The sequence below is a fragment of the Nocardioides sp. genome (assembly GCF_036267815.1).
GTDB lineage: Bacteria > Actinomycetota > Actinomycetes > Propionibacteriales > Nocardioidaceae > Nocardioides.
The window spans coordinates 12,044-34,559 of record NZ_DATAVI010000077.1 but is presented as its reverse complement, the minus strand read 5'-3'; the positions used below and the strand labels follow the sequence as shown (position 1 = coordinate 34,559).

Here is a 22,516-nt window from a genome sequence, read left to right as displayed (position 1 = left end):
CACCGGTCCGCCCGCCCAGGGAGCCGTGGGCCAGGCATCTTCCGGGTCCGCAGGAACGTGGCTTCCCACCGCCGCGAGCCTGACCCGGTCGCCGCACGAGCCCGGACCCGGTTCAACGCACCCAATGTGGGGGAATTCTGGTGCGGGTGGCTAGCCCTCCACGCGGGGTTGGAGGTACATAGAAGGCAGCCATGACCATCCAGACAATGACGCTCGACTCGTTCCACGTGGTCTACCTCGACTGGGCGAGCGGATGCGGCGCGCTCGTGCTGCCCCCAGCGGCAGAGGACGTGCACTACGACGGCGGCCATCCGACGGCCCACGAGGCTGCCTTGGTCGACATCATGTCCACGCTCGCGAGCATGGGCTGGGAGCTCACCGACGGCGACTTCGGCCCGCCATGCGTGACCGACGGCGAGCTCGGTGGGATGTCTCTGGAGGGCTTCACCTCCGACGGCAGGGCCGTCGTCAGCCTCTACGGCCTGAACCCCGGCGACCCCCATCTGGCCCGCTCGGTCGACGGGATCGGCGAGTCCTTCGCAGCTCTGCACCGGATGGTCGGTCTCGTCTAGGCAGGCTTGTCGCCAGACGTTCGGAAGGCGCGTGCGACGCCCCGGAGGGAAGCTCACGAAGGAAGCGGGACGCCGCTGTCAGCGGTGCGGCTCCGCCTGGTTCGCGATGCCCCCTGGCGGAGCTCCGCCAAAGCCACGCTGGTACGACCAGGGACGAACCCATGGACGACCTTATGGACGAGCGGGCGGGCGCGGATGACGGGGCGCAGTGCCAACTACGACCGTTGCCTGAGGGCCAAGGGCGAGTGGGAGAGGTGCCCGAGCTGCGGTTCTCGGAGCGTCTCGACGGACCGGAGCCGGTGGCTCCGACCGACGGGGGCTGTGTCACCTGCTCCGTCTGCTCCCGCAGCGACTCACCCTCCTGCTCCCCCTGGTGATCTGCTGGGGAGTAGCCGGCTCGTTCCTGGTTCTCCATCGCCGTCGTCAGGAGAGCAGGCAGAGCTGAACCCCCTCCGGTCCGCCGCCACGACCCGATAGGGCAGGCAGGTCACAAACGCTCGTAGGCCCTGTGGGACTCGAACCCACAACCCATGGATTAAAAGTCCACCGCTCTGCCAATTGAGCTAAGGGCCCGGGGCGTACGGAAAAGGCCGTGCGAAACGGCCGCCGCCCGCGGTTGCATCGTCTGGAGTGACGACACGACCGACTCGAGTCTAGAGGGGTGCGATGCCGGCCCGTGATCGCACGCCCACCCGGCTCTGGCCTCCCAGGCCCCACTGTCCCCGACTGGGCAGCGTACGAGGGCGCCTCCGGGCGGTCGTGCAGGACTCGCCACCGAGTGGTCCCGCCGGAGCAACCTCGGCGAGTCCCTATGGGGAGATCGTGACGCAGCGCGGAGCTCCCGACGTGAGCGTCAGCGATTCCCCAGTAACCGTGATCGACGTGTCAGGCCTACCGCTTCCCACGCGTTCTGCTCGATGTGACACTTATGATCCCGTGGATGACCTGGGATTGACGGGCAAGGAGCCCTGGCGGCTCGGGGGAGAAGGTCGTATCCGTGAGCGTATGCCGCTGGGCCGTGCTCGGCACCGGTCAGGTGGCGCGCAAGTTCACCCTCGGACTGAGGGCGTCGCCGAACAGTCGGGTGTCCGCGGTTGGGTCGCGCTCGCATGAGAGTGCCCGCGTCTTCGTCGACGAGCTCGGGTTGGCCTGTCCCACGTTCGACTACCAGGGTGCCGTCGGGGCAGATGTAGACGCGGTGTACGTCGCGACGCCGCCCGCCACGCACCTACGCCTCGCCCTGCTGAGCGTGAGCGCCGGTCGGGCCACCCTGGTGGAGAAGCCCTTCACCGTCACCGGTGCGGAGGCTCGAGAGCTGGCCGAGGCCGCCCACCGACAGGGGGTGTTCTGTATGGAGGCCATGTGGACGCGATTCCTCCCCCTTCCCCGCGCGGTCGACGGTCTCCTCCGCGAGGGCGTGATCGGCGAGCTGCACACAGTCGTGGGTGGTTTCGGTACCGCCGACGCCATGAGTGCCCCGCATCTGCTCGACCCGACCCTGGGTGGCGGTGCCCTACTGGACCGGGCCGTCTACCCTCTCTCATTCGTCATCCGGGCGCTCGGCCTCCCGTCGGGCGTGGCGGGCGACCTCACCGAGGGCCGCACAGGTGTCGACGAGGAGGCGGCTGCGGTTCTGCGTTACGACAACGGCGCTCTGGCCGTGGTGCACGCGAGCCTGAGGAGCCACCTGGCCAACGACCTGCGCTACGTCGGCACCGAGGGCAGCATCGTCGTCCAGTCCCCGGCGTACCGCCCGGTGAGCGCCCTCATCGCACGGGCCGAGCCGCGCGGCCGTCCGGCGGGCACCGGTCAGCCCCTCCTCGAACGCTCGTTGGCCCACGGCGTGCGGCAGGCGGTCTCCGCGCTGACCCCCCGATCGCTCTCCAACGGCAACCGCCCGCTGTGGCGGCCGTACCGCGGCAACGGGTACCAGTACCAGGCCGAGGAGGTCGCCGCGTGTGTGGCCGCCGGCCGCACCGAGAGCACGATCATGCCGCTGGCGGACAGCATCGCCGTCCTGGACGTCGTCGATCAGATCAGGTCGGCCGCCCACGTCGAGATGCCGCACCCGCCGGAGGCGCCATGAGAGTCGGCATCGTGGGATGCGGCTACGTCGTTGATGACTACCTACGCACCTTGCCGGACCACCCCGAGCTCGAGCTGGTGGCGGTCACAGACCGGAACCCCGATCGGGCCCGCCAGGTCGCCTCCCGCTATCACGCACGCTGGTACGCCACCACCGACGAGCTCCTCGAGGACTCCGCCATCCAGCTGGTGGTCAACCTGACGAGCCCCGAGAGCCACTTCGAGGTGGCCCGGGCGGCCCTGCTGGCCGGCAAGCATGTCTACGGAGAGAAGCCGTTGACCCTGTGCTTCGAACACGCGAGGGAGCTGGTCGACCTGGCGCGTGAGTGCGGGCTCATGCTGTCGGGCGCACCGTGCGCCCTGCTCGGCGACAGCTGGGGAGTCGTGCAGCAGCTGGTCAAGCAAGGGGCCGTCGGCCAGCCCAAGGTCGTCTATGCCGAGCTCGACGACAATCCCATCCATCTCATGCGCCCTCAGGAGTGGCGCAGTGAGTCTGGAACGCCGTGGCCCTACGAGAACGAGTTCGAAGTCGGCTGCACCCTCGAGCACGCCTCCTACCACGTCGCCATGTTGGCCGCCCTGTTCGGTCCTGTGGTCTCGGTGACCCCATTTGCGGCATGCCTGATCCCCGACAAGTCGCCAGACCTGCCCGCGACGCCCCCTGCCCCCGACCTGTCGGTGGCAGTCCTCCGCTTCGGTGCCGGCGTTGTGGCCCGGCTGACCTGCAGTACCGTGGCGCCCTACGACCACCGGCTACGCATCATCGGGGACGAGGGCATGGTCACCCTCGACGAGTGCTGGCACAACCGCTCGCCGGTGCACCTCGAGACGTTCACCCAGCTCAGTCTGAACGCCCGCAAGCTGCGGATGATCCGGCACAGCCCGCTGCTAAGCCGGCTCGTGGGGATCCGGGGACGTCGTCGTCCGCTGGGCGCCGAGAAGCCCACCGCCGGCCACGTGCCGGCGGCCGGGCCGGGGATCGGACCCAGCAGCTGGGCCATGCGGGTGAGAAACCACCTGCGACGCCATCAGATGATCTCCATGGACTTCCTGCTCGGTCCGCAGGACATGGCTCGCGCTCTTGAAGAGGGGCGGGACCCGGTCATGTCCCCAGAGTTCGTGCTCCACGTCACCGAGGTGACGCTCCTCATCTCGAGGGCCTCGAGCCACGCCCAGTCCGTTCCACCCACCACGACGTTCGCGCCCATTGACCTGCCGACCATCCCCGGACCCCAGTGGCAGCCCACCGCCGGCACCCGCGTCAGCCAACGGCTGGATGACTTCATAGTCAGCCTGCACAACCGGGGCACGACCGCCACAGCACCCGAGAAGCCAGACCGGCTCTCCGCACCCGGTCGGCTCGGCGACTGATCAGCGGAGTCTTGGGCGTCCACGGGAAGTGCCGCTCGAGCCTCCTCGACGATCACGCGGGTGGGCTCGCGCGTGCGTACTGGTAGACGCAGGTGCTGGAGGCCCGCTCGTAGCCGAGGGCCCGTAGCCGCAGCGCCCACAGGGACTAGCCGTGTCCACGCCGAGCCCGCCGAGTCCATGCCCGACGCAGCGAAGCGACGCGTGGACTCTCGCAGCAGGCCACTGACGGTCCCTCGGCTGCGTTCGGGGTCCCGGTCGACGACACGGACACCGTCGACGGGCGCCTCCGGCAGTGGCTCGCACGAGCGCCCGCGACATCTCGAAGAAGTAGCGTGCGACGACCAGGCCGTGGCGGATGGCCGGCTGCCGGACGTCGGCCCGCCCGATGCCCGCGCCCCGGCGCGAGGGATGGACCGAGCCGCCGAGATGGACCCTCGTCTCTCGCTCACAACCCGGGTTTGCACCCGACCACGCGGTGACCACCACCTGTCTCGCGCCGCCGACGCCGACGAGCGTGTCCTGGTCAGGTCGTGACCTCGGCGGGTCCCAGAACTCCTCGAGGCCGGCCAGGGAACGGCGCTCAGGCCTGGACGACGAGACGTTCCACGACCTCCCGTTCGCCGAGTAGATCCAGCGGCCCGGGCGGTACCGCGGGCGATGGTCGGCTGGCGTCCGGCCGGTAGTCTGGGAGTCGTGACCGAACGCCGAGAGAGCCGAGGCGAGGTCTTCTCCTACGACGGGTTCGAGCTCACCGCCGACGGCGAGCTTACCTGCCGCTACCACGCCGACGACGAGGCGTTCGTCGAGCGCTTCGAGCTCGGCTCGGCAGGGGACGAGGCTCCGGACTTCACCTCGCCCGCGGCGCACGCCGCAGCCCGGTTGCTCTTCCTGCTGGCCGGCATCTCCTACTACAAGACCAGCGCGGCCCGCGTCGTGCGCGGACCCGCGGACGGCCTGACCGTGCGTGAGCAGGAGTTCCTCCGCGACTTCTACGTCTCCGGGCTCGCGGAGTTCTCCCACCGTACGGGCGTCGACATCGGCGACCTGCGCATCGAGTCCGCATCGCGCGAGCCGCACCCTGCTCAGGCATCGGTTCGGTCCGGGAGCGCCCTGGTGCCGTTCGGCGGCGGCATCGACTCGGTCGTGGTGGTCGAGCAGACGAAGGGCGAGCTGTCGGACGTCGCGTTGTTCGTCGCGAACACCTCCGACGTCCCCTTCGCCCCGATCGAGGACACGGCACGGATCACCGGGCTGCCGGTGCGCCGGGTGCGACGCCATCTCGACCCGAAGGTCCTGCGATCCGCCGAGCACGGCTATCTCAACGGTCACGTCCCGGTCACCGGCGTGCTCTCCGCCGCCGCCGTCCTCGCGGCCGTGGCATACGGCCACGACCGCGTGGTGATGTCCAACGAGCACTCCGCGAGCGAGCCGACCGACCTGCGGGCCAACGGCGTCCGCGTCAACCACCAGTGGAGCAAGAGCCTGGAGTTCGAGCAGGGTCTGCGACAGGTGCTGGCCGAGTCGGTCGGCGGCGTCGACTTCTACTCCGCGCTGCGTCCCTACAGCGAGCTGTGGGTCAGCCGGCGGCTAGCCGCGCTGACCGAGTACCACCTCGCGTTCCGCAGCTGCAACCGCGCCTTCTTCGTCGACGCCGGCAGCCGCCTCGCGACGTGGTGCGGTCACTGTGACAAGTGCTGCTTCATCGACCTCATCCTTGCGCCGTACCTCGCGCCCGAGCAGCTCGCCGCGATCTTCCGCGGCAACGAGCCGCTGGCCAACCTCGAGCTGCTCGACGTGTTCCGCTCCCTGCTCGGCCAGCCCGGGATGGCCAAGCCCCTGGAGTGCGTGGGTGACGAGGGCGAGTGCCGGGCCGCCGTACTCCTGGCCGCGGCGCGGCCGGACCGTGCGGACGACGCCGTGCTCGCGGCGCTGCGTGATCACGTCGAGCGGCTCGGCAAGCCGGTGCCGGACGAGTCGGCGCTCTTGCACGCCCAGGGCCCGCACTTCATTCCGGCCGCAGCCTCGCGATGACGGGCTGGGCCGGACTGGTCGGCCAACGGGTCGGGCTGTGGGGTGCGGGAGTCGAGGGCGCCGCGTCGTTGGCCCGGCTCGCGACCGAGGGTGTCGAGCCGGCAGCGGTCGTGGCACACACGGCCGGCTCGCTGGGCGGCCATCGGGTGCTCACCCTCGGCGATGGCGGGCTGCGACTGCTCGAAGGGTGCGACGTCGTCGTCAAGAGCCCCGGCATCAGCCCGTACGACGAGCCCGCGCTGGCCGTGAGCCGCGCCGGTGCCCGCATCACCAGCGGCTTGGCGCTCTGGCTGGAGGACGCCCCGGCGGCCCGGGTCGCCTGCATCACCGGCACCAAGGGCAAGAGCACCACCACCGCCGTGGCCGGCGCCATCGCCCGCGGCCTCGGGCAGCGGGTCTTCGTCGGCGGCAACCTCGGAGCGCCGCCCTGGGCGCCGGGGGCACCGGACGCGGAGTGGTACCTCATCGAGACCTCCAGCTACCAGGCCTGCGACCTCACCGCCGGCCCGCGCGTCGTCGCGGTCACGTCGTTGAGCGCCGACCACCTGACCTGGCACCGCGGGTACGACGCCTACGTGCGCGACAAGCTCTCGCTGTGCACCCGGCCCGGAGTCGAGGTCGTGCTCGCGCCGCGCGACGACCGCGAGCTGCGCCGCCACGACGAGCTGCTGGGGCCCCATGTGCGGTACGTCGAGGAGTCCGACCAGCCCTGGGTGGAGCCGTTGGGCCTGCTGGGCCGTCACAACGTCCGCAACGCGCTGCTCGCACGGGAGGTGCTGGTCGCGCTGGGCGTGCCCGGCAGCGACGACGACGCCCGCGTGACCACCGCGGTCGCCGCCTACGAGCCCCTGCCGAGCCGGCTGACCGTGGTCGGCGACGTCGACGGGGTGACCTTCGTCGACGACAGCCTGAGCACCAACACCCTGCCCACGCTGGCGGCGGTCGACGCCTTCGCCGGACGGCGGGTGGCCCTGCTCGTCGGCGGCCACGACCGCGGCATCGACTACGGGCCGCTGGCCGAGGGCCTGCGCGGGCGGGCCGACCCGCTCCGCGTCTTCGCCCTGCCCGACAACGGCCCGCGCATCGCGGCGACGCTCCACGCCGAGGCCCCGGGAGTCGAGGTGACGGAGGTCGGGAGCCTGACGGCTGCGGTGGCCTCGGCCTACGACTGGGCCCGGCCCGACGGCGTCGTCCTGCTGTCACCGGCCGCCCCCAGCTTCGGCGTCTTCAAGGACTACGCCGAGCGTGCCGAGGCGTTCGCCCAGGCGATGCGGAGCGTCCGGGCCCGAGTGGAGACCGGCCGCGGGGCCGAGCATGGCTGAGCCGGGCCTCGTCGGATGGACGCCCTTTCCCTTCGACGGCAGTCAGGTTCGCGCGGGTGTGACGAGCCGCCACGGAGGCGTCAGCGACGGCGTCTACGCGAGCCTCAACCTCGGTGACCACGTCGGAGACGACCCAGAACGCGTGCGCGAGAACCGGCGGCGGGTCGCCGCAGCGCTCGGCGTCGACGTGATCGCGATCGCCGACCAGCAGCACGGCGCGACGTGCGCCCTCGTGTCGCCGGGGTCGGTCGGCCGGGGCTTCGCCGGCGTCGCGGAGTCACGCCAACACTTCCCGAGCACCGATGCGCTGGTCTGCGACCTGCCCGGGGCTGCGTTGGGCGTGCTGGTGGGCGACTGTGCGCCGGTGCTGCTCTGGGACCCGGTCCATCGCGCGATCGGGACTGCTCACGCGGGCCGGCCCGGTGTCGTGGCCGGCGTCGTCGGGGCCGCCGTCGCCCGGATGCGTGCGGAGTTCGCCACCGATGTCGAAGCTCTGGTCGTCGGGGTCGGGCCCTGCATCGGCTTCGACAGCTATCCGGTCGGGCAGCGCGAGATCGACGACCTGGAGGCGGTGCTGCCAGGACGTGGCCTCACCAGGACCGAGGGCGGACAGCGCCTCCTCGACGTCGGAGGAGCCGTCGAGGCTCAGCTGGCCGACCTCGGCGTGCGGCCCGACCACATCCATCGGATGCGGGTGGACACCTTGTCGTCCACGCAGACGTACTTCTCCGATCGAGCCGCCCGACCGTGCGGCAGGTTCATGGCCGTGGTGGCTCTGCCGCGGTGACCCCGGACGCCGCGCAGCCAGCCCCGGCGCCGTTGCTACTGTCGCCGGCGTGCCGGACGTCGTGAGGGCCTGAGTGGACGCGCTGCTCGCCGCCCTGACCGAGATCGTCGGCCCCACCGGTGTGGTGACCGAGCACGGAGACGTCGCCCGCTACGTCACCGACTGGACCGGCGCCTTCACCGGGAGCACGGCCGCCGTGGTGCGCCCGGCGAGCACCGCCGAGGTGGCCGCGGTCCTGGCGACGTGTCGCAGCGAGGGTGTGGCACTCGTCCCGCAGGGGGGCAACACCGGGCTGGTCGGCGGGGGGATCCCGTATGACGGCGAGGTCCTGCTCAGCCTGGAGCGGATGGCCGGGCCACCGGAGGTGGATGCGTTGGCCGGGCAGGCCGTCGTGGCCGCCGGTACGCCGATCGAGACCGTGCAGCGAGCCGCGCGCGAGGCCGGGTGGGAGTACGGCGTGGACCTGGCGAGCCGCGGCAGCGCGACGGTCGGTGGCACCGTCGCGACCAACGCCGGCGGGCTCCGGGTCCTGAGGTACGGCGACACCCGGGCCCAGCTGGTCGGGGTCGAGGCCGTGCTCGGAGACGGTCGTACGGTCGCGCACATGCGCGGCCTCACCCGCGACAACGCCGGCTACCACCTGCCGTCCCTGCTGGCCGGGAGCGAGGGCACGCTCGGCGTCGTGACGGCCGCCCGGCTTCGGCTCGTGCCGCCGCAGCGCACCAGGGCCACCGCACTCCTGGGCTTCGACTCCCTCGAGCGCGCGATCGAGGCCGCCCAGCTGGTCCGCCGTGCCTCGGGGGACGTCGAGGCCGTGGAGCTGATGACCGAGGCCGGGATGGGGCTCGTGGCGCGGGTGAAGGGGCTCGCCGCGCCGTTCGCACTGCCGGCGGCGTGCCTGCTCGTCGAGGTGGCCGGCCGCAGCGCCACCGACGACCTCGTCGAGATCGCCGAGGGCATTCCCGGGGTCACCGAGACGGCGCTCGCGGAGGGCGGCGCGGCCCGGGAGCGCCTCTGGGCGTGGCGCGAGTCGCACACCGAGTCCATCAACACGCTGGGGCCGCCCCTCAAGCTCGACGTCACGCTCCCCGGCCCGGCGCTGGCCGAGTTCATCGGGCGGGTTCCGCAGGTGCTCGCCGCGGTGGCCACAGGGGCGCGACCGTGGTTCTTCGGGCACGTCGCCGACGGCAACGTCCACGTCAACGTCTCGGGGGTGGAGTCGGTGCGCGACCGCGCCAGCGAGGCCGTCCTCCGCGAGGTCGCGTCGTACGGCGGGAGCATCAGCAGCGAGCACGGGATCGGGAGGGCCAAGCGCCGGTGGCTCGAGCTGAGCAGGTCTGCGGAGGAGATCGAGACCATGCGCGTGGTCAAGCGCGCTCTCGACCCGGACGGGATCCTCAACCCCGGGGTGCTGTGCGGCTGACCGACGGTGGGCACCGTCCAGCGCCACGGCAGGTCCGAAAAAGCTTGACGGTCGCGAGGGTTCCCCCGAATGGGGGTCCGGTTGGTAAGGTCGTCTCGCAACAGGTGCACAGGTTCCAGCAGGCACACGCCAGCGGAGTTTGTGATCCGAACGGCGTTCTCTTCGTGGGTGCCACCCATGCAAGTCGGAGCGACGTGTCACCGCACCTGGTGCTGGGCCGTTGCAGTGACGGCCCGTCGTTCCGAAACAACAGGAGTATCGAGCACATGGCTCAAGGCACCGTGAAGTGGTTCAACGCCGAGAAAGGCTTCGGCTTCATCGCACAGGAGGACGGCGGCGACGACGTCTTCGTGCACTACTCGGCTATCCAGTCCCAGGGTTACAAGTCACTCGACGAGAACCAGAAGGTCGAGTTCGACGTCACCCAGGGACCGAAGGGCCCGCAGGCGGAGAACGTCCGTCCGGTCTGATCGTCACCAAGACCTCGGCCGGCCACCTGGCCGGACGAGGTCACTATGAGAAAGGGCCTCACCGTTCGGTGGGGTCCTTTCCGTTTGTCACCACCCCGGGGTATTTTCGGGTTTGCGGCCGCATGGGGCGGGGAAGCCTGGACAGATACGCCGTTGACGTCCAGGTGATGACCCCGAGCCGTAGCTTTCATGGCCCCGATGGTGCGCTAGGAGTTCGTTCGTGCCCGACCAGTTCGACGTGTCGCTCGAAGACAGCGACCTCCTGGGCGAGGTGGAGCTGACCACCAACCTGATCATCGCCGCGAGCGAGACCGAGGAGCACCTCAGCGACGCCGAGATCGACGAGATCCTCGGCGTCGTCCCCCACGCCTCGATCTAGCCGTCCGCCCGCCACCCCTCCTCCCCCACCTCGGCGGGGGGAGGCTTGAGCCTGTCAGCAGGTGGCGAAGAGGAGCGGGCCGGTGCTGAGGTCTGAGAGCACCGAGGCATGCGGCTTAGGTCGCAGCCGCATCACCACCAGCGATCCCCGCGCCGTCACCGAGTCGATCCCGAAGCGCTCGCCGAAGCTCCCGCCCTGGCCCGGTGCCGGGCCCCGGGCGAGGGCCGCCCGGGTGTCGGCGTTCGTGCGCGCGGTGTCGGGCCCGTCGAACTCGAAGGCCACCCTGACCGTGCCGTCGGGCTCGTCGGACATCGCGAACGCCGAGTAGGGGTTCACCTGCCCGGCCGCGGCGAGCAGCTGCCGGCCCTGCGCCTGGTCGGCGGCGCCGGCGTGGGCCATCGCCAAGGCGGCGCAGGCGTAGTCGCCCGCATACACCTCCGCCGACAAGGGCTCCCCCGCGTCCGAGACCACGCCGTCCAGCCCTGTTGTGGTCGCGCCCTTGCCGCGGACGGCGGCGACGGCGACCGCGAGGTACGACGCGGAGTCAGACGTGAGCACCAAGGAGTCGTGGGTGTCCACGGCGACGTACTGGAGCTCGCCGGTGAGCCCGGGGGAGATTCGCGCGAGCAGGTCGGGGCCGCCGTCCCAGACGCCGTCGGGGTCGCTGGGGGCCCGGAAGCCCAGCTCGCCGAGGCGGTCCGCGACGTCCGACAGGTCAGCGGACGGGAGGTGGAGCATCACCACCGCCCCCTGCTCGGCCTGGCTGAACAGCTCCCAGTCGGCACTGGCCGGGGAGAACCCGAAGCGCTGCTGGAGCACCCGGGCCGACGTCACCAAGGCCGAGGCGGAGCTCAGGTCGTCGTCGTAGGCGCGAGACAGGAACTGGTGGAGCCGCGTGGCTGATGACGTGCTGCCGAGGTCGGTGTGCTCCTGCTCGCGCACGGCCGCCCAGTCGGTCCAGGAGAGGCGCTGGGCACCCGCGGGCGCATGGTCGACGGCCCATCGCAACGACGTCGTGTCGTCGTGTCGCCAGTGCACGTAGCCGACGCCTGCCACGACCAGGGCGACGACGACCGCACCGCAGATCCAGAGTCGTCTCGACACGCGTGCTCCGTCCTGGCGGGAGACCGGCACCGGGCACCCGCCGGGCCGAGCCGTCGGACCGACCCCTACGCCACCAGCGGTCCGGGTGATGTGAGACTAGCCTCATGCCCGCGACGTCCAGGCTCGCCCAGGTGCGGGCGGCCGGCGCTGTCGTCCTCCGCAAGGGCCATGTCCTGCTCGTGCATCGCCCGGCGTACGACGACTGGTCCTTCCCCAAGGGCAAGCTCGACCCTGGGGAGTCCTCGCCCGCCGCGGCCCTCCGGGAGGTCGTCGAGGAGACCGGGGTGCGAGTCCGGCTCGGGGTGCCGCTGACGACCCAGACCTACCCCAACGGACTGCGCACCAAGGTGGTCGAGTACTGGGTCGGGCGCGTGAGCGGAGACCACGACGTGTCGGCGTACGCCGTGAACGACGAGATCGACGAGGTCGACTGGGTGGAGGTCGGCAAGGCCGAGCAGCAGCTCACCTACCTGCGCGACCACCACACCCTGAGCGAGGCGCTCGCGACGGGCCGCAAGACCCGCGTGCTGGTCGTCCTGCGACACGGTCAGGCCCGAGCCCGCAAGTCCTGGCGCAAGGACGACCGGATCAGGCCGCTCCTGGTGCGCGGGATGGCCCAGGCCCGAGCCGCGGCCCCTGTCCTGGAGGCGTTCGGGGTCTCGCGGATCGTCACCTCCTCCAGCACCCGGTGCCTCCAGACCGTCGCGCCGTACGCCGAGCTGGGCGGCCGGCCGGTGGAGAGCACCGACCGGCTGTCGGAGGAGCACGCGACCGCGAGGTCGGTGCAGCGCGTGGTGGCGGAGATCCTCGACGGCGGTGCGGACGCGGTGCTCTGCACCCATCGTCCGGTGCTGCCGGCGGTCTACGACGCGGTCGGCATCCCGCCCGAGCAGCACGCCACCGGCGAGCTGGTCGTGATCCACCACCGACGGGGCCGGGTGCGCGCTCTCGAGCGGCACCTCGGCTGATCCCGTCAGCAGGCTCCCCAGGCGGTCCTCTCGGCGGCCTGTCCCCGTCCTACGGCAGCCGCAGGTCGGCGTAGATCATGTTGTGGTCCGAGGGCCACGGCTGGCCGGTGCGCATCTCCCGGAACACGGTGGCGCCCGGCATGTGCAGCGTCATGATCGTGTCGATGATGCTGCCGAAGCCGTACGGCGATGGCCGCTCGTGGTGGGTGTAGGCGTTGACCGAGTTGTACTGGAGGTTGACCTGCCTCTTCGCGGCCATCGCGCTGTAGTAGCCCGCGTTGAGCAGCGCCGTGTGTGGTGAGTCGGACCCCTTGCTGACCTGCGAGCTGTTGAAGTCGCCCCCGATGATGACCGGCGTGCCGTCGCTGTCGATCTGCTGCATGGCCGAGGCGATCGCCGTCGCCTGGCGTCCACGCAGAGCGTCGGTGCTGGCGTCGTTGCCCGGTGTGAGGTGCGTGCTGACGAACCAGAACTCCTGGCCGGTCCCCAGGCTCTTGAACTTCGCGTACGACGCGTAGTGCGGGCTGCTGTCCGGGAACTGGATCAGGCACTGGGTGGTGTTCGGGTCGCAGTTGCTGACCAGCTGGACCTTGCGCGGGTTGTAGAGGATGCGCGAGTCGCCCGGCACGCCCTTCATGAACGGCGTGGTGCGGGCGAGCTTGTAGTAGCCCGCGCCGACCTTGTTCAGGGCCTTGTTGAGGCCCGGCCCACCGGCCTGGGTGGTCCACATCGGGGGCAGCATCTCCTGGAGGGAGACGACCGCCGCGTGCGACCTCTTGATGTTCTTGGCGACCAGGTGTGCGCGCTTCTTCCAGGGGTGGCCCGGCTCGTCGCGCGAGAAGATGTGCATGTTGTACTGCCCGATCCGCAGACGCGCGCCGTGGCCCTGCGCGGCCTCGCCGGCGATCGTCGTCGACATCAGGCGGCCGTAGGGCCGTTCCTGGGAGTCGGCGTCGCCCTGACGCACTGCGGTCACCCGGAAGAACAGGTGCCGCCCGGTCCCGAGGCTGGCTCCCGCCGCGGCCACCTGGTCGGCGGTCAGGGTGAGGTGCTCCCGCTTCCCGGACACGCGGAACGTCGAGGAGTCCAGCCCGACGGCCGGCGTCTTCTTGGAGCCGAACGGCGAGAGTGCGGTCGTGATCCGGTAGAAGTCGGTGTACGCACCCTTGCTCTTCCACCGGATGGTGGTCGTGCCCGGGGTGGGGCCGGCGATGCCGCGCACCTTGGTCATCGGTCCCGGCCAGTGCGCCTTGGTGGCCACGCGGACCGGCTCGGACCACGGCGCCTTGTTCTTGCCGTTCACCTTCCGGACGCGCACCCAGTAGTAGGTCGCGTCGCGCAGCCGGCCGACGACGGTGGCCTCACGGCCGCCCGCCGGGCGGTGCGAGCTGTTGGCCTTCTTCCGGGCCACCACGACCGACGAGAAGTCCTGGTTCTTCGCCACCTGGATGCGGTAGCCGGAGGCCGCCTTGATCCAGTTCCAGCTGACGTGGACGTACGTCGCGCCGGGCGCTGTGGTGTCCAGCCCGATGCCGTCGCGCTTGGAAGAGTGGGCTGCCTGCTTGGCAGGAGCCGCCTGCTGAGTACGCGCGACGCGCCCGTGCGTGCCGCTGGAGTGGGCCGCACCGGGTGCCATTGCTGCCACCAGTGCCATCACGGGGACGATCGCCGAGACGATCCGACGCATTGCCGGGTCCTTCCTCACCTACCCCCACGAAACGGTCGTACCCCCGTCGAGCAAAGTAAGTCAGCGACTGGCTCGCCGCATCAAGATTTTCCAATTTTTACCTTGTCGGAGCGGATCGGTAAAGCCCCGAGGCAGGGGTGAGCCAGCCGAGAACGGCCCTCACGGCGGCCGGAGGCGCCCCGTTCACGTCGTGGTCGCCCGAGAACGGCCGTGACGTCGCGATGTAGGTGCCCTGAGTTCACCCCACGTTCACCGTCACCGCCATGACCGTCCACCTCTCGTGCCTACCTTCGAGGCGTCCCAGACGACTGACCCAGGAGACAAAGACGTGAAGAACTCCTCCCTGCGCCGGATCGCCTTCCCGGCGGTGGCGGCCCTCACGGTGGGCCTCACCCTTTCCGGATGCGGTGACAAGAGCACCAGCGGTGGCAGTGGCAGTGGCAGTGGCGGCACCCTCAACGGTGGGGGCGCAACCTCGCAGGCCAATGCCGAGGACGCGTGGCGAGCGGCCTACCAGAAGGCCAACGGCGGCACGATCAACTACGAGCAGGTGGGCTCCGGCACCGGTGTCGTGAACTTCACCAGCAAGGCCTACAGCTTCGCCGGCACCGACGCCTACCTCACCACCGACCAGCTCGGCGCGGCCAAGACCACCTGTGGCGCCGACCCGATCGAGATCCCGGCGTACGTGAGCCCGATCGCGGTCGCCTTCAAGCTCTCGGGCGTGAAGTCGCTGAACATGGACGCGAAGACCGTCGCCGACATCTTCGACGGCAAGGTCACCAAGTGGAACGACCCGGAGATCGCCGCACAGAACAGCGGCGTCAAGCTGCCCGACACGGCGATCTCGACGGTGCACCGCTCCGACGAGTCGGGCACGACGTTCAACTTCACCGACTACCTCAACCAGGCCTCGGAGGGCGCCTGGAGCGAGGCCGCCAACACCGTGTGGCCGGCCGGCATCAAGGGTGGCCAGGGTCTGGAGGGCACGTCCGGCGTTGTCGGCGGCCTCACCTCGACCGAGGGCTCGATCGGCTACGCCGACGACTCCGCGATCAAGGCCGACGGCACCCTCGGCGTCGTCTCGATCAAGGTCGGCAGCAGCTACAACGCCCCGAGCTCCGATGGCGCCGCCCAGGTGCTCGAGGCCTCGCCGGCCGCTCCGAACCGCCCGGCGACCGACATGGCCACCGACATCGACCGCACGGCGACGGCCTCGGGCGACTACCCGCTGATGCTGGTGTCGTACCTCCTCGCCTGCCCGACCTACAGCGACGCGACCACCGCCACGATGGTCAAGGGGTACCTGACCTACGTCGTGTCGAGCGCCGGCCAGCAGGCGGCGGCGTCGACAGCCGGGTCCGCTCCGCTGAGCGCCTCGGTGTCGAGGAAGGCGACCGCCATCGTCTCGAAGATCACCTCGGGTAGCTGACCAGCCCCGACGGGTACGACGGCGGCCGGGCGTCGTCGTACCCGTTGACCAGCACCCTGGAGTCCAAGGAGCCCTCGTGACCGCCACCGCCTCTCCGGAGAGGACGGAAGCCGCCTCGTCACCGCGCCCGAGCCGGCGCGGTGATCGTGTGTTCGCCGGCGTCGTCCGCGGAGCCGCGCTGACGATCCTGGTCACGCTGGTCGCAGTGTTCGTCTTCCTGGCCGTCGAGGGCTGGGTGGGCCTGACCTCGGACGCCGCCACCTACGCACCGTTCACGTCGCTCGTGAGCTACATCTGGCCGCTCGTCGTCAGCACGCTGCTGGCATCCGCGATGGCCCTGGTCGTGTCGGTGCCCTTCGCCGTCGCCGTCGCGCTGTTCATCTCGCACTACGCCCCGCGACGGCTGGCCTCCGCGCTCGCCTACGTGATCGACCTGCTCGCGGCCGTCCCCTCGGTGGTGTTCGGCCTGTGGGGCGGGCGCTACCTCGCGGCGTACCTCCTGCCGGCGCACGTATGGCTGCACGCCCACCTCGGCTTCATCCCGATCTTCGGCGACGCCTCGCCGAACGGCCGCTCGCTGTTCACGGCGTCGATCGTGCTGGCGATCATGATCCTGCCGATCATGACCGCCATCTCCCGCGAGATCTTCATGCAGACCCCGCGCCTGCACCAGGAGGCCGCGCTGGCGCTGGGGGCGACGCGCTGGGAGATGGTGCGGTACGCCGTGTTCCCCTACGCGCGCTCGGGGATGATCGCCGCGATCATGCTCGGGCTCGGCCGCGCGCTGGGCGAGACGATGGCCGTGGCGATGGTGCTGGCCACCACGCCGACCACGACGCTCAACGTCATCGGCACCGCCAGCCCGCCGACCATCGCGGCGAACATCGCGCTGAACTACAAGGAGGCGACGCCGGAGCGGCAGTCGCTGCTGATCGCGACCGGCCTGGTGCTGTTCCTGGTCACGTTCCTGGTGAACTTCGCGGCCCGGTGGGTCGCCGGTCGCAGCGAGCGGAGGCTGAATCGATGACCTCGGCGCCGATGCACATCTCCCACGCCCGCCTGCCCCGGTGGGCGCCCGGTCTCGTCGCCGTGATGGCGCTGGCCGTCGCGGGCCTCCCCGCCCTGCTGGGCGGGTGGGGGGTCGTCCGCTGGGTGGTGGTCGCCGCCGTCCTCTTCCTGGTCGCGATGCCCCTGTGGTCACGGCTCGTCGAGGGCCGCCGGGCCGCGGTCGACCGGCTCGTCACGGCCCTGATCTGGACGGCGTTCGCGGTGGCCGTCTCGCCGCTGATCTGGCTGCTCTACGTCGTGATCAGGAGCGGAGCCCCGGCGATCAACGGGCAGTTCCTCACGATCTCGATGCTCAACGTGATCGGCGACGAGCAGGGCGGCATCTACCACGCGCTGCTCGGCACCCTGCTGATCACGGTCGCCGCGGCGGTCATCTCGGTGCCGATCGGGATCCTGACCGCGGTCTACCTCGTGGAGTACGGCAAGCGCTCACGAGCTGCCCGGGTCATCACGTTCCTGGTCGACGTGATGACCGGCATCCCCTCGATCGTGGCCGGACTGTTCGCGCTGGCGCTGCTCGTGCTGCTGTTCGGGACGGCGTTCCGCGCGGGCATCGGTGGCTCGATCGCCCTGTCCCTGTTGATGATTCCGACGGTCGTCAGGTCGTCGGAGGAGATGATGCGGCTCGTGCCCGACGACCTCCGCGAGGCGTCGTACGCACTCGGGGTGCCGAAGTGGCGCACGATCATGCGGGTGGTGATCCCGACGGCGATCGGCGGGATCGTGACCGGTGTGGTGCTGGCGATCTCGCGCGTCATCGGCGAGACCGCGCCGCTGCTGGTCGTCGCCGGCGCGACCGACGGGGTGAACACCAACCTCTTCAACGGCCGCATGACCACGCTTCCCGTCTTCATCTTCTCCCAGTACGCGTCGTCGACACCGGTCGGCTACCAGCGCGCGTGGGGCGGCGCGCTCGTGCTGATCGTGCTGGTGATGGTGCTCAACCTCGTCGCCCGGATCATCGGCCGCATCTTCGCTCCCGCCAAGGGACACTGAGGCAAGGCCCGAGGAAGGAAACATGGCCAAGAGCATCGACGTCTCGGACCTCGACATCTACTACGGGGACTTCCTCGCGGTGGAGGGGGTCACGATGACGGTGAAGTCCAAGTCCGTCACGGCGTTCATCGGACCGTCGGGCTGCGGCAAGTCGACCGTGCTCCGGTCGCTGAACCGCATGCACGAGGTGATCCCGGGAGCGCGCGTGGAGGGGAAGGTCGTCGTCGACGGGCAGTCGCTCTACGACCCGAACGTCGACCCGGTCGCCGTACGCCGCCAGATCGGGATGGTCTTCCAGCGGCCCAACCCGTTCCCGACGATGTCGATCTACGACAACGTCCTGGCGGGGAACCGGCTGAACTCCAAGCGGATGAAGAGGTCCGACGCGGACACGATCGTGGAGAGGTCGCTCCAGGGGGCCAACCTCTGGAACGAGGTCAAGGACCGGCTCGGCAAGCCCGGCATGGGGCTGTCCGGCGGTCAGCAGCAGCGGCTCTGCATCGCGCGCGCCATCGCCGTCGAGCCCGAGGTGCTGCTCATGGACGAGCCCTGCTCCGCGCTGGACCCGATCTCCACCTCGGCGATCGAGGACCTGATCCACGAGCTCAAGTCCGACTACACGATCGTGATCGTCACCCACAACATGCAGCAGGCGGCGCGGGTCTCCGACGAGACGGGCTTCTTCAACCTCAAGGCCGCGGGCCAGCCCGGCCACCTCGTGGAGTTCAACCCCACGAAGAAGATGTTCTCCACCCCCGACGAGCCGTCCACCGAGGCCTACATCTCCGGCCGCTTCGGCTGACCTGTCGGGTCGGCCGCCCGGATCGGCCCCCCAGGACGTCGACGAGACGTGGCCGATAGGCGCCCTCGTACGACGTCCCGGGCGACGCCGTCAGCCGAGGAGGGGGTGGAGGATGGCGAAGCAGACGGCGGCGGCGGCGCCGGCGGCGGGGAAGGTGAGGATCCAGGCGCTGATGATCGACCGCGCCATTCCCCAGCGAACGGCGGAGACGCGGCGGGTGGCGCCGGATCCCATGATCGCCGAGGTGATCACGTGGGTCGTCGAGACGGGGGCCTGCCACAGGAACGCTGTCGCATAGAGCACCGTCGCACCCACCGACTCGGCGGCGAAGGCGTGCGGCGGGTCGAGGTGGATGATCTTGCGACCCAGGGTCCGCATGATCCGCCAGCCTCCGGAGTAGGTGCCCAGCGAGATGGCCCCGGCCGCGGCCGCGATGACCCACAGCGGCAGGTCCTTGGTGTCGGGATCCAGGTGGCCGCTGGTGATCAGGGCCAGGAAGATCACTCCCATCGTCTTCTGGGCATCCTGGAGACCGTGTCCCAGCGCCATCGCGGAGGCCGAGAGGGTCTGGGCGAGGCGGAAGCCGCGGGTGACCTTGCCGGCGTTCCGGTTCCGGAAGATCCAGAGGATGGCCAGCATCACCACGAAGGCCAGGGCGAAGCCGACGAGGGGGGAGATCACCATCGGGATGATGACCTTGTCGACGATGGTCGACCAGTGCACGGTCGTGCCGGCGACCACCGCGGAGCCCACCAGGCCGCCGATCAGCGCGTGCGACGAGGAGGACGGCAGCCCGAAGTACCAGGTGGTGAGGTTCCAGATGATCGCGCCGAGCAGCCCGGCGAGCACGACCACGAGCCCCTCGCGTCCACTCGGCGGCACGATCACGTCCGACACCGTGTGGGCGACCTTCTGGCCGAGGAAGGCTCCGACGAAGTTCATCACCGCTGCGAGCACCAGCGCGACCCGAGGCGTGAGCGCCCGGGTCGACACCGACGTGGCGATCGCGTTCGCCGCGTCGTGGAAGCCGTTGGTGTAGTCGAAGGCGAGGGCCACGACCACGACCGCGATGACGATCGCCAGATCCATCAGAGGGGTCTCAGGATTCCTTGACGGCGATCTGCTCGACGATGTTGGCCACCTTCTCGAGGGCGTCGATGGCTCGCTCGAGCGAGGTCACGATGTCCTTGAGCTTGAGCACCTCGATGGCCTTGAAGTCACCGCTGAAGAGCTTGGCGAGAGTGCGCCGGTAGCTCTTGTCGCCGCTGTTCTCCAGCCGGTTGATCTCGATCCAGTACTCGTCGAGGTCCTTCATCGAGCGCAGCTTGGGCATCGCCTCGGCCGTGATCTCGGTGCACCGCTGGATGATCTCGACCTGGCTGAACACCTCCGCGGGGAAGCTCACCACCTCGTAGAGCAGGATCAGGTCGACGACCTCGTCCATGTCGTCCATCACGTCGTCGAGACAGCTGGCCAGGGAGTAGATGTCCTCGCGGTCGAACGGGGTCACGAAGCTGCTGTTGACCCGGCGCACGATCGCGTGGGTGTTCTCGTCGCAGATGTGCTCGGCCTCGCGCATCCGCTTGGCGACCTCGGGGTGGTCGGCCCCCTCGGAGACCATCTCCGCGAGGATCCCGGCCCCGGTGACGAGATGCTGGGCGGAGACGCTGAACAGCTCGTAGAACGACGTATCGGTAGGACGCAGGCGCAGCGCCACCATGTGCTCCTCACGGGGTGGGGGAGACCGAACTGGCGCCATGCTACGGGCGCCGGTCGCGCAGGGCGCAACCCGGCGCCTGTGCGAGTCGACGCAGGGGGTTCCGACGTCGCCCGCGGGGCCCCTCGTCAGGTGACGAGGCGGGGTCTGCGCTGGTGCTCGATCAGCACCTCCTGGAGGTGGTCGGTGCCGTCGCCGGGCGACCAGTCGCCGTCCGGCCCGAGCTGCCAGGCGTACGTCGTGGGTGCGAACGCGAGGTCGAGCAGCGCTCCGACCTGGGCGGCGTTCTCCTTGCTGGGGACCTGCACGAGCACCTCGACGCGACGGTCGAGGTTGCGGTGCATCAGGTCCGCCGAGCCGATCCAGACGCTCGGCTCGCCGCCGTTCTCGAACCAGTAGACGCGGCTGTGCTCCAGGAACCGTCCGACCACGGACCGCACCTGGATGTTCTCCGAGAGCCCGGGCACCCCGGGCCGGAGCGCGCAGATGCCGCGCACCAGCATCTCGACGGGCACGCCTGCCTGGGAGGCGAGATACAGCGCGTCGATGATCCCCTCGTCGACCACGGAGTTGGCCTTGAACCGGATCCGGGCCGGGCGGCCGTTGCGCGCATGGTCGATCTCGCGGTGGATGCGCTCGACCAGCCCGGTGCGCACGGAGTCCGGCGCGACCAGCAGCCGCTGGTAGGTGGCGTTGCGCGAGTAGCCACTCAGGTTGTTGAAGAGGTGGGCGACGTCCTCGCCGATGACCTCGTCGGTCGTCAGGATCCCGAGGTCCTCGTAGAGCCGGGCGGTCTTGCTGTTGTAGTTGCCGGTGCCGATGTGGATGTAGCGCCGGATGCCCGCCCCGCTGCTGGCCTCGTCGCGCACGACCATCGCCAGCTTGGCGTGGGTCTTGAGCCCGACGAGCCCGTAGACGACGTGGCATCCGGCCTGCTCCAGCTTGCGAGCCCAGCGGATGTTGGCCTCCTCGTCGAACCTGGCCTTGATCTCGACGATGACCAGCACCTGCTTGCCGGCCTCGGCGGCGTCGATCAGGGCGTCGATGACGGGGGAGTCGCCGGAGGTGCGGTACAGCGTCTGCTTGATCGCCAGCACGTGCGGGTCGGCCGCGGCCTGCTCCACGAAGCGCTGCACCGAGGTGGCGAAGGAGTCGTAGGGATGGTGCAGCAGGACGTCGTACCGGCTGGTGGCCTTGAAGACGTCGACCGGCTTGGCCGTCTCGACCTCCGCCAGCTGGCGGTGGGTGGTCGGCACGAACGCGGGGTACCGGAGGTCCTCGCGGGGCAGGTCGGCGATCGAGTGCAGCCCGACGAGATCGAGCAGCCCGTCGACGCGGAAGACCTCCTCCTCGACGACGCCGAGCTCCTCGACGAGCAGCTCCAGCACCTGGGGCGCGATCGACTCCTCGACCTCGAGCCGCACGGGCGGGCCGAAGCGGCGCCGCAGCAGCTCCCTCTCCAGGGCCTTGAGGAGGTTCTCTGCGTCGTCCTCCTCGACCTCCAGGTCCTCGTTGCGAGTCACCCGGAACGTGTGGACCTCGAGCACCTCCATGCCCGGGAAGAGCCGCTTGAGGTGCTCGCCGATGACGTCCTCGAGCGGCACGAAGCGCTCGTTGCCCAGGGGCACGAACCTGCTGAAGATCGGCGGCACCTTGACCCGCGCGAAGTGCTCCTTGTGGGTCTTGGGGTTGCGCACGAGCACGGCCAGGTTGAGCGAGAGGCCCGAGATGTAGGGGAAGGGGTGGGCCGGGTCGACCGCGAGCGGCGTGAGCACCGGGAAGACGCGCTCCTTGAACAGCCGCTTGCAGGTCTTCTGCTCCTCGCGGTCGAGGTCGGCCCACCGCACGAGCTGGATGCCCTCGGCGGCCAGGCTCGGCACGAGCTCCTCGCGGAAGAGGCGGGCGTGCCGCTCCATCTGGTCTCGGGCCTCGGCCCAGATCCGCTCGAGCACGTCGCGCGGCATCAGGCCCGAGGCCGCCCGCACCGCGACGTCGGCGGCGATCCGGCGCTTGAGACCCGCCACGCGGACCATGAAGAACTCGTCGAGGTTGCTGGAGAAGATCGCCGCGAACCGCACCCGCTCGAGCAGGGGGAGACCAGGGTCCTCGGCCTGCCCGAGGACTCGCCGGCTGTAGGCCAGCCAGGAGAGCTCGCGGTCCAGGAAGCGGTCGTCGTATGCCGTGACCGCGCTGAGCGCCTCGTCGTCGGGGGTGTACGGCGGCTCGACGTCGAACGGCTCGTCGGTGGGGGTGTCGGGGTCCCGGGAAGGGTCGACGGAGGCGAGCTGGACCATGGGTGACA

19 protein-coding genes and 1 tRNA gene are annotated in these 22,516 nt (G+C 70.2%); 14 read left to right on the top strand and 6 right to left on the bottom strand.

Translation table 11 applies throughout. The annotated features are described in order from the left end of the window. Positions 1-191 precede the first annotated feature (191 nt). Positions 192-572 carry a hypothetical protein gene (locus VHW64_RS16670; protein WP_329651700.1) on the top strand — a complete coding sequence of 127 codons (381 nt, stop codon included), beginning with the start codon at positions 192-194 and terminating at the stop codon, positions 570-572. Positions 573-1,072: 500 nt separating this feature from the next. Here VHW64_RS16670 and VHW64_RS16665 read toward each other — a convergent pair. Further along, a tRNA-Lys gene (locus VHW64_RS16665) sits at positions 1,073-1,145 on the bottom strand. A 424-nt stretch (positions 1,146-1,569) separates the two neighbouring features. On the opposite strand from VHW64_RS16665, the gene VHW64_RS16660 reads away from it, so the two are divergent. The 8 genes from VHW64_RS16660 (at position 1,570) to VHW64_RS16625 (ending at position 10,440) form a co-directional block, all read left to right on the top strand. Beyond that, on the top strand, positions 1,570-2,658 hold the full coding sequence (locus VHW64_RS16660) for a Gfo/Idh/MocA family oxidoreductase (protein WP_329651699.1): 1,089 nt from the start codon (positions 1,570-1,572) through the stop codon (positions 2,656-2,658). After that, the gene (locus VHW64_RS16655) at positions 2,655-4,028 is read left to right on the top strand and encodes a Gfo/Idh/MocA family oxidoreductase (RefSeq protein ID WP_329651698.1); all 1,374 of its coding nucleotides are present in this window, start codon (positions 2,655-2,657) and stop codon (positions 4,026-4,028) included. The genes VHW64_RS16660 and VHW64_RS16655 overlap by 4 nt, the downstream gene beginning before the upstream one ends. Positions 4,029-4,721: 693 nt before the next feature. Next, positions 4,722-6,059, top strand: coding sequence for a hypothetical protein (locus VHW64_RS16650; RefSeq protein WP_329651697.1), 1,338 nt, complete (start codon positions 4,722-4,724; stop codon positions 6,057-6,059). Continuing rightward, positions 6,056-7,381, top strand: a complete 1,326-nt coding sequence (murD, locus tag VHW64_RS16645; RefSeq protein WP_329651696.1) for a UDP-N-acetylmuramoyl-L-alanine--D-glutamate ligase — start codon at positions 6,056-6,058, stop codon at positions 7,379-7,381. Before VHW64_RS16650 ends, murD begins: the two co-directional genes overlap by 4 nt. Before the next feature lie 58 nt (positions 7,382-7,439). After that, on the top strand, positions 7,440-8,168 hold the full coding sequence (locus VHW64_RS16640) for a polyphenol oxidase family protein (protein ID WP_329651695.1): 729 nt from the start codon (positions 7,440-7,442) through the stop codon (positions 8,166-8,168). Between the two features lie 73 nt (positions 8,169-8,241). After that, positions 8,242-9,591, top strand: coding sequence for an FAD-binding oxidoreductase (locus tag VHW64_RS16635; RefSeq protein ID WP_329651694.1), 1,350 nt, complete (start codon positions 8,242-8,244; stop codon positions 9,589-9,591). A 266-nt stretch (positions 9,592-9,857) separates the two neighbouring features. Beyond that, positions 9,858-10,061 carry a cold-shock protein gene (locus VHW64_RS16630; protein WP_056905888.1) on the top strand — a complete coding sequence of 68 codons (204 nt, stop codon included), beginning with the start codon at positions 9,858-9,860 and terminating at the stop codon, positions 10,059-10,061. Positions 10,062-10,281: 220 nt separating this feature from the next. Continuing rightward, the gene (locus VHW64_RS16625) at positions 10,282-10,440 is read left to right on the top strand and encodes a hypothetical protein (RefSeq protein ID WP_329651693.1); all 159 of its coding nucleotides are present in this window, start codon (positions 10,282-10,284) and stop codon (positions 10,438-10,440) included. 54 nt (positions 10,441-10,494) lie between these two features. On the opposite strand, the gene VHW64_RS16620 is transcribed toward VHW64_RS16625, so the two are convergent. Further along, entirely contained in the window at positions 10,495-11,544 is a 1,050-nt protein-coding gene (locus VHW64_RS16620) for a hypothetical protein (RefSeq protein ID WP_329651692.1), read from the bottom strand. A 104-nt stretch (positions 11,545-11,648) separates the two neighbouring features. On the opposite strand from VHW64_RS16620, the gene VHW64_RS16615 reads away from it, so the two are divergent. Then, a complete protein-coding gene (locus VHW64_RS16615) occupies positions 11,649-12,512 on the top strand; it encodes an NUDIX hydrolase (RefSeq protein WP_329651691.1) in 864 nt (287 codons plus the stop codon). 49 nt (positions 12,513-12,561) lie between these two features. On the opposite strand, the gene VHW64_RS16610 is transcribed toward VHW64_RS16615, so the two are convergent. Then, positions 12,562-14,199: an endonuclease/exonuclease/phosphatase family protein gene (locus VHW64_RS16610; RefSeq protein WP_329651690.1), complete on the bottom strand. Its 1,638-nt coding sequence runs from the start codon at positions 14,197-14,199 to the stop codon at positions 12,562-12,564. A 328-nt stretch (positions 14,200-14,527) separates the two neighbouring features. On the opposite strand from VHW64_RS16610, the gene VHW64_RS16605 reads away from it, so the two are divergent. From VHW64_RS16605 to pstB, 4 genes are all read left to right on the top strand, one after another. Then, entirely contained in the window at positions 14,528-15,631 is a 1,104-nt protein-coding gene (locus tag VHW64_RS16605) for a phosphate ABC transporter substrate-binding protein PstS (RefSeq protein WP_329651689.1), read from the top strand. A gap of 76 nt (positions 15,632-15,707) precedes the next feature. Continuing rightward, complete coding sequence (gene pstC / locus VHW64_RS16600) at positions 15,708-16,658, top strand: phosphate ABC transporter permease subunit PstC (protein WP_329651688.1); 951 nt, start codon at positions 15,708-15,710, stop codon at positions 16,656-16,658. Then, a complete protein-coding gene (pstA, locus tag VHW64_RS16595) occupies positions 16,655-17,695 on the top strand; it encodes a phosphate ABC transporter permease PstA (protein ID WP_329651687.1) in 1,041 nt (346 codons plus the stop codon). Before pstC ends, pstA begins: the two co-directional genes overlap by 4 nt. A gap of 22 nt (positions 17,696-17,717) precedes the next feature. Then, the gene (gene pstB, locus VHW64_RS16590; RefSeq protein WP_329651686.1) at positions 17,718-18,497 is read left to right on the top strand and encodes a phosphate ABC transporter ATP-binding protein PstB; all 780 of its coding nucleotides are present in this window, start codon (positions 17,718-17,720) and stop codon (positions 18,495-18,497) included. 90 nt (positions 18,498-18,587) lie between these two features. On the opposite strand, the gene VHW64_RS16585 is transcribed toward pstB, so the two are convergent. The 3 genes from VHW64_RS16585 to VHW64_RS16575 all read right to left on the bottom strand — a co-directional run bounded on the left by VHW64_RS16585 (position 18,588) and on the right by VHW64_RS16575 (position 22,508). Next, positions 18,588-19,586: an inorganic phosphate transporter gene (locus tag VHW64_RS16585; RefSeq protein ID WP_329651685.1), complete on the bottom strand. Its 999-nt coding sequence runs from the start codon at positions 19,584-19,586 to the stop codon at positions 18,588-18,590. Between the two features lie 10 nt (positions 19,587-19,596). Beyond that, on the bottom strand, positions 19,597-20,214 hold the full coding sequence (locus tag VHW64_RS16580) for a DUF47 domain-containing protein (RefSeq protein ID WP_414690518.1): 618 nt from the start codon (positions 20,212-20,214) through the stop codon (positions 19,597-19,599). Positions 20,215-20,342: 128 nt separating this feature from the next. Continuing rightward, positions 20,343-22,508: an RNA degradosome polyphosphate kinase gene (locus tag VHW64_RS16575; RefSeq protein ID WP_329651683.1), complete on the bottom strand. Its 2,166-nt coding sequence runs from the start codon at positions 22,506-22,508 to the stop codon at positions 20,343-20,345. Positions 22,509-22,516: the final 8 nt, after the last annotated feature.

Bases quoted from the DNA above. Each gene is read 5' to 3' on its own strand.
- VHW64_RS16575 (WP_329651683.1), bottom strand. From the start codon at position 22,508: ATGGTCCAGCTCGCCTCCGTCGACCCTTCCCGGGACCCCGACACCCCC.
- murD (WP_329651696.1), top strand. From the start codon at position 6,056: ATGACGGGCTGGGCCGGACTGGTCGGCCAACGGGTCGGGCTGTGGGGT.
- VHW64_RS16630 (WP_056905888.1), top strand. From the start codon at position 9,858: ATGGCTCAAGGCACCGTGAAGTGGTTCAACGCCGAGAAAGGCTTCGGC.
- VHW64_RS16655 (WP_329651698.1), top strand. From the start codon at position 2,655: ATGAGAGTCGGCATCGTGGGATGCGGCTACGTCGTTGATGACTACCTA.
- pstB (WP_329651686.1), top strand. From the start codon at position 17,718: ATGGCCAAGAGCATCGACGTCTCGGACCTCGACATCTACTACGGGGAC.
- pstA (WP_329651687.1), top strand. From the start codon at position 16,655: ATGACCTCGGCGCCGATGCACATCTCCCACGCCCGCCTGCCCCGGTGG.
- VHW64_RS16670 (WP_329651700.1), top strand. From the start codon at position 192: ATGACCATCCAGACAATGACGCTCGACTCGTTCCACGTGGTCTACCTC.
- VHW64_RS16585 (WP_329651685.1), bottom strand. From the start codon at position 19,586: ATGGATCTGGCGATCGTCATCGCGGTCGTGGTCGTGGCCCTCGCCTTC.
- VHW64_RS16610 (WP_329651690.1), bottom strand. From the start codon at position 14,199: ATGCGTCGGATCGTCTCGGCGATCGTCCCCGTGATGGCACTGGTGGCA.
- VHW64_RS16615 (WP_329651691.1), top strand. From the start codon at position 11,649: ATGCCCGCGACGTCCAGGCTCGCCCAGGTGCGGGCGGCCGGCGCTGTC.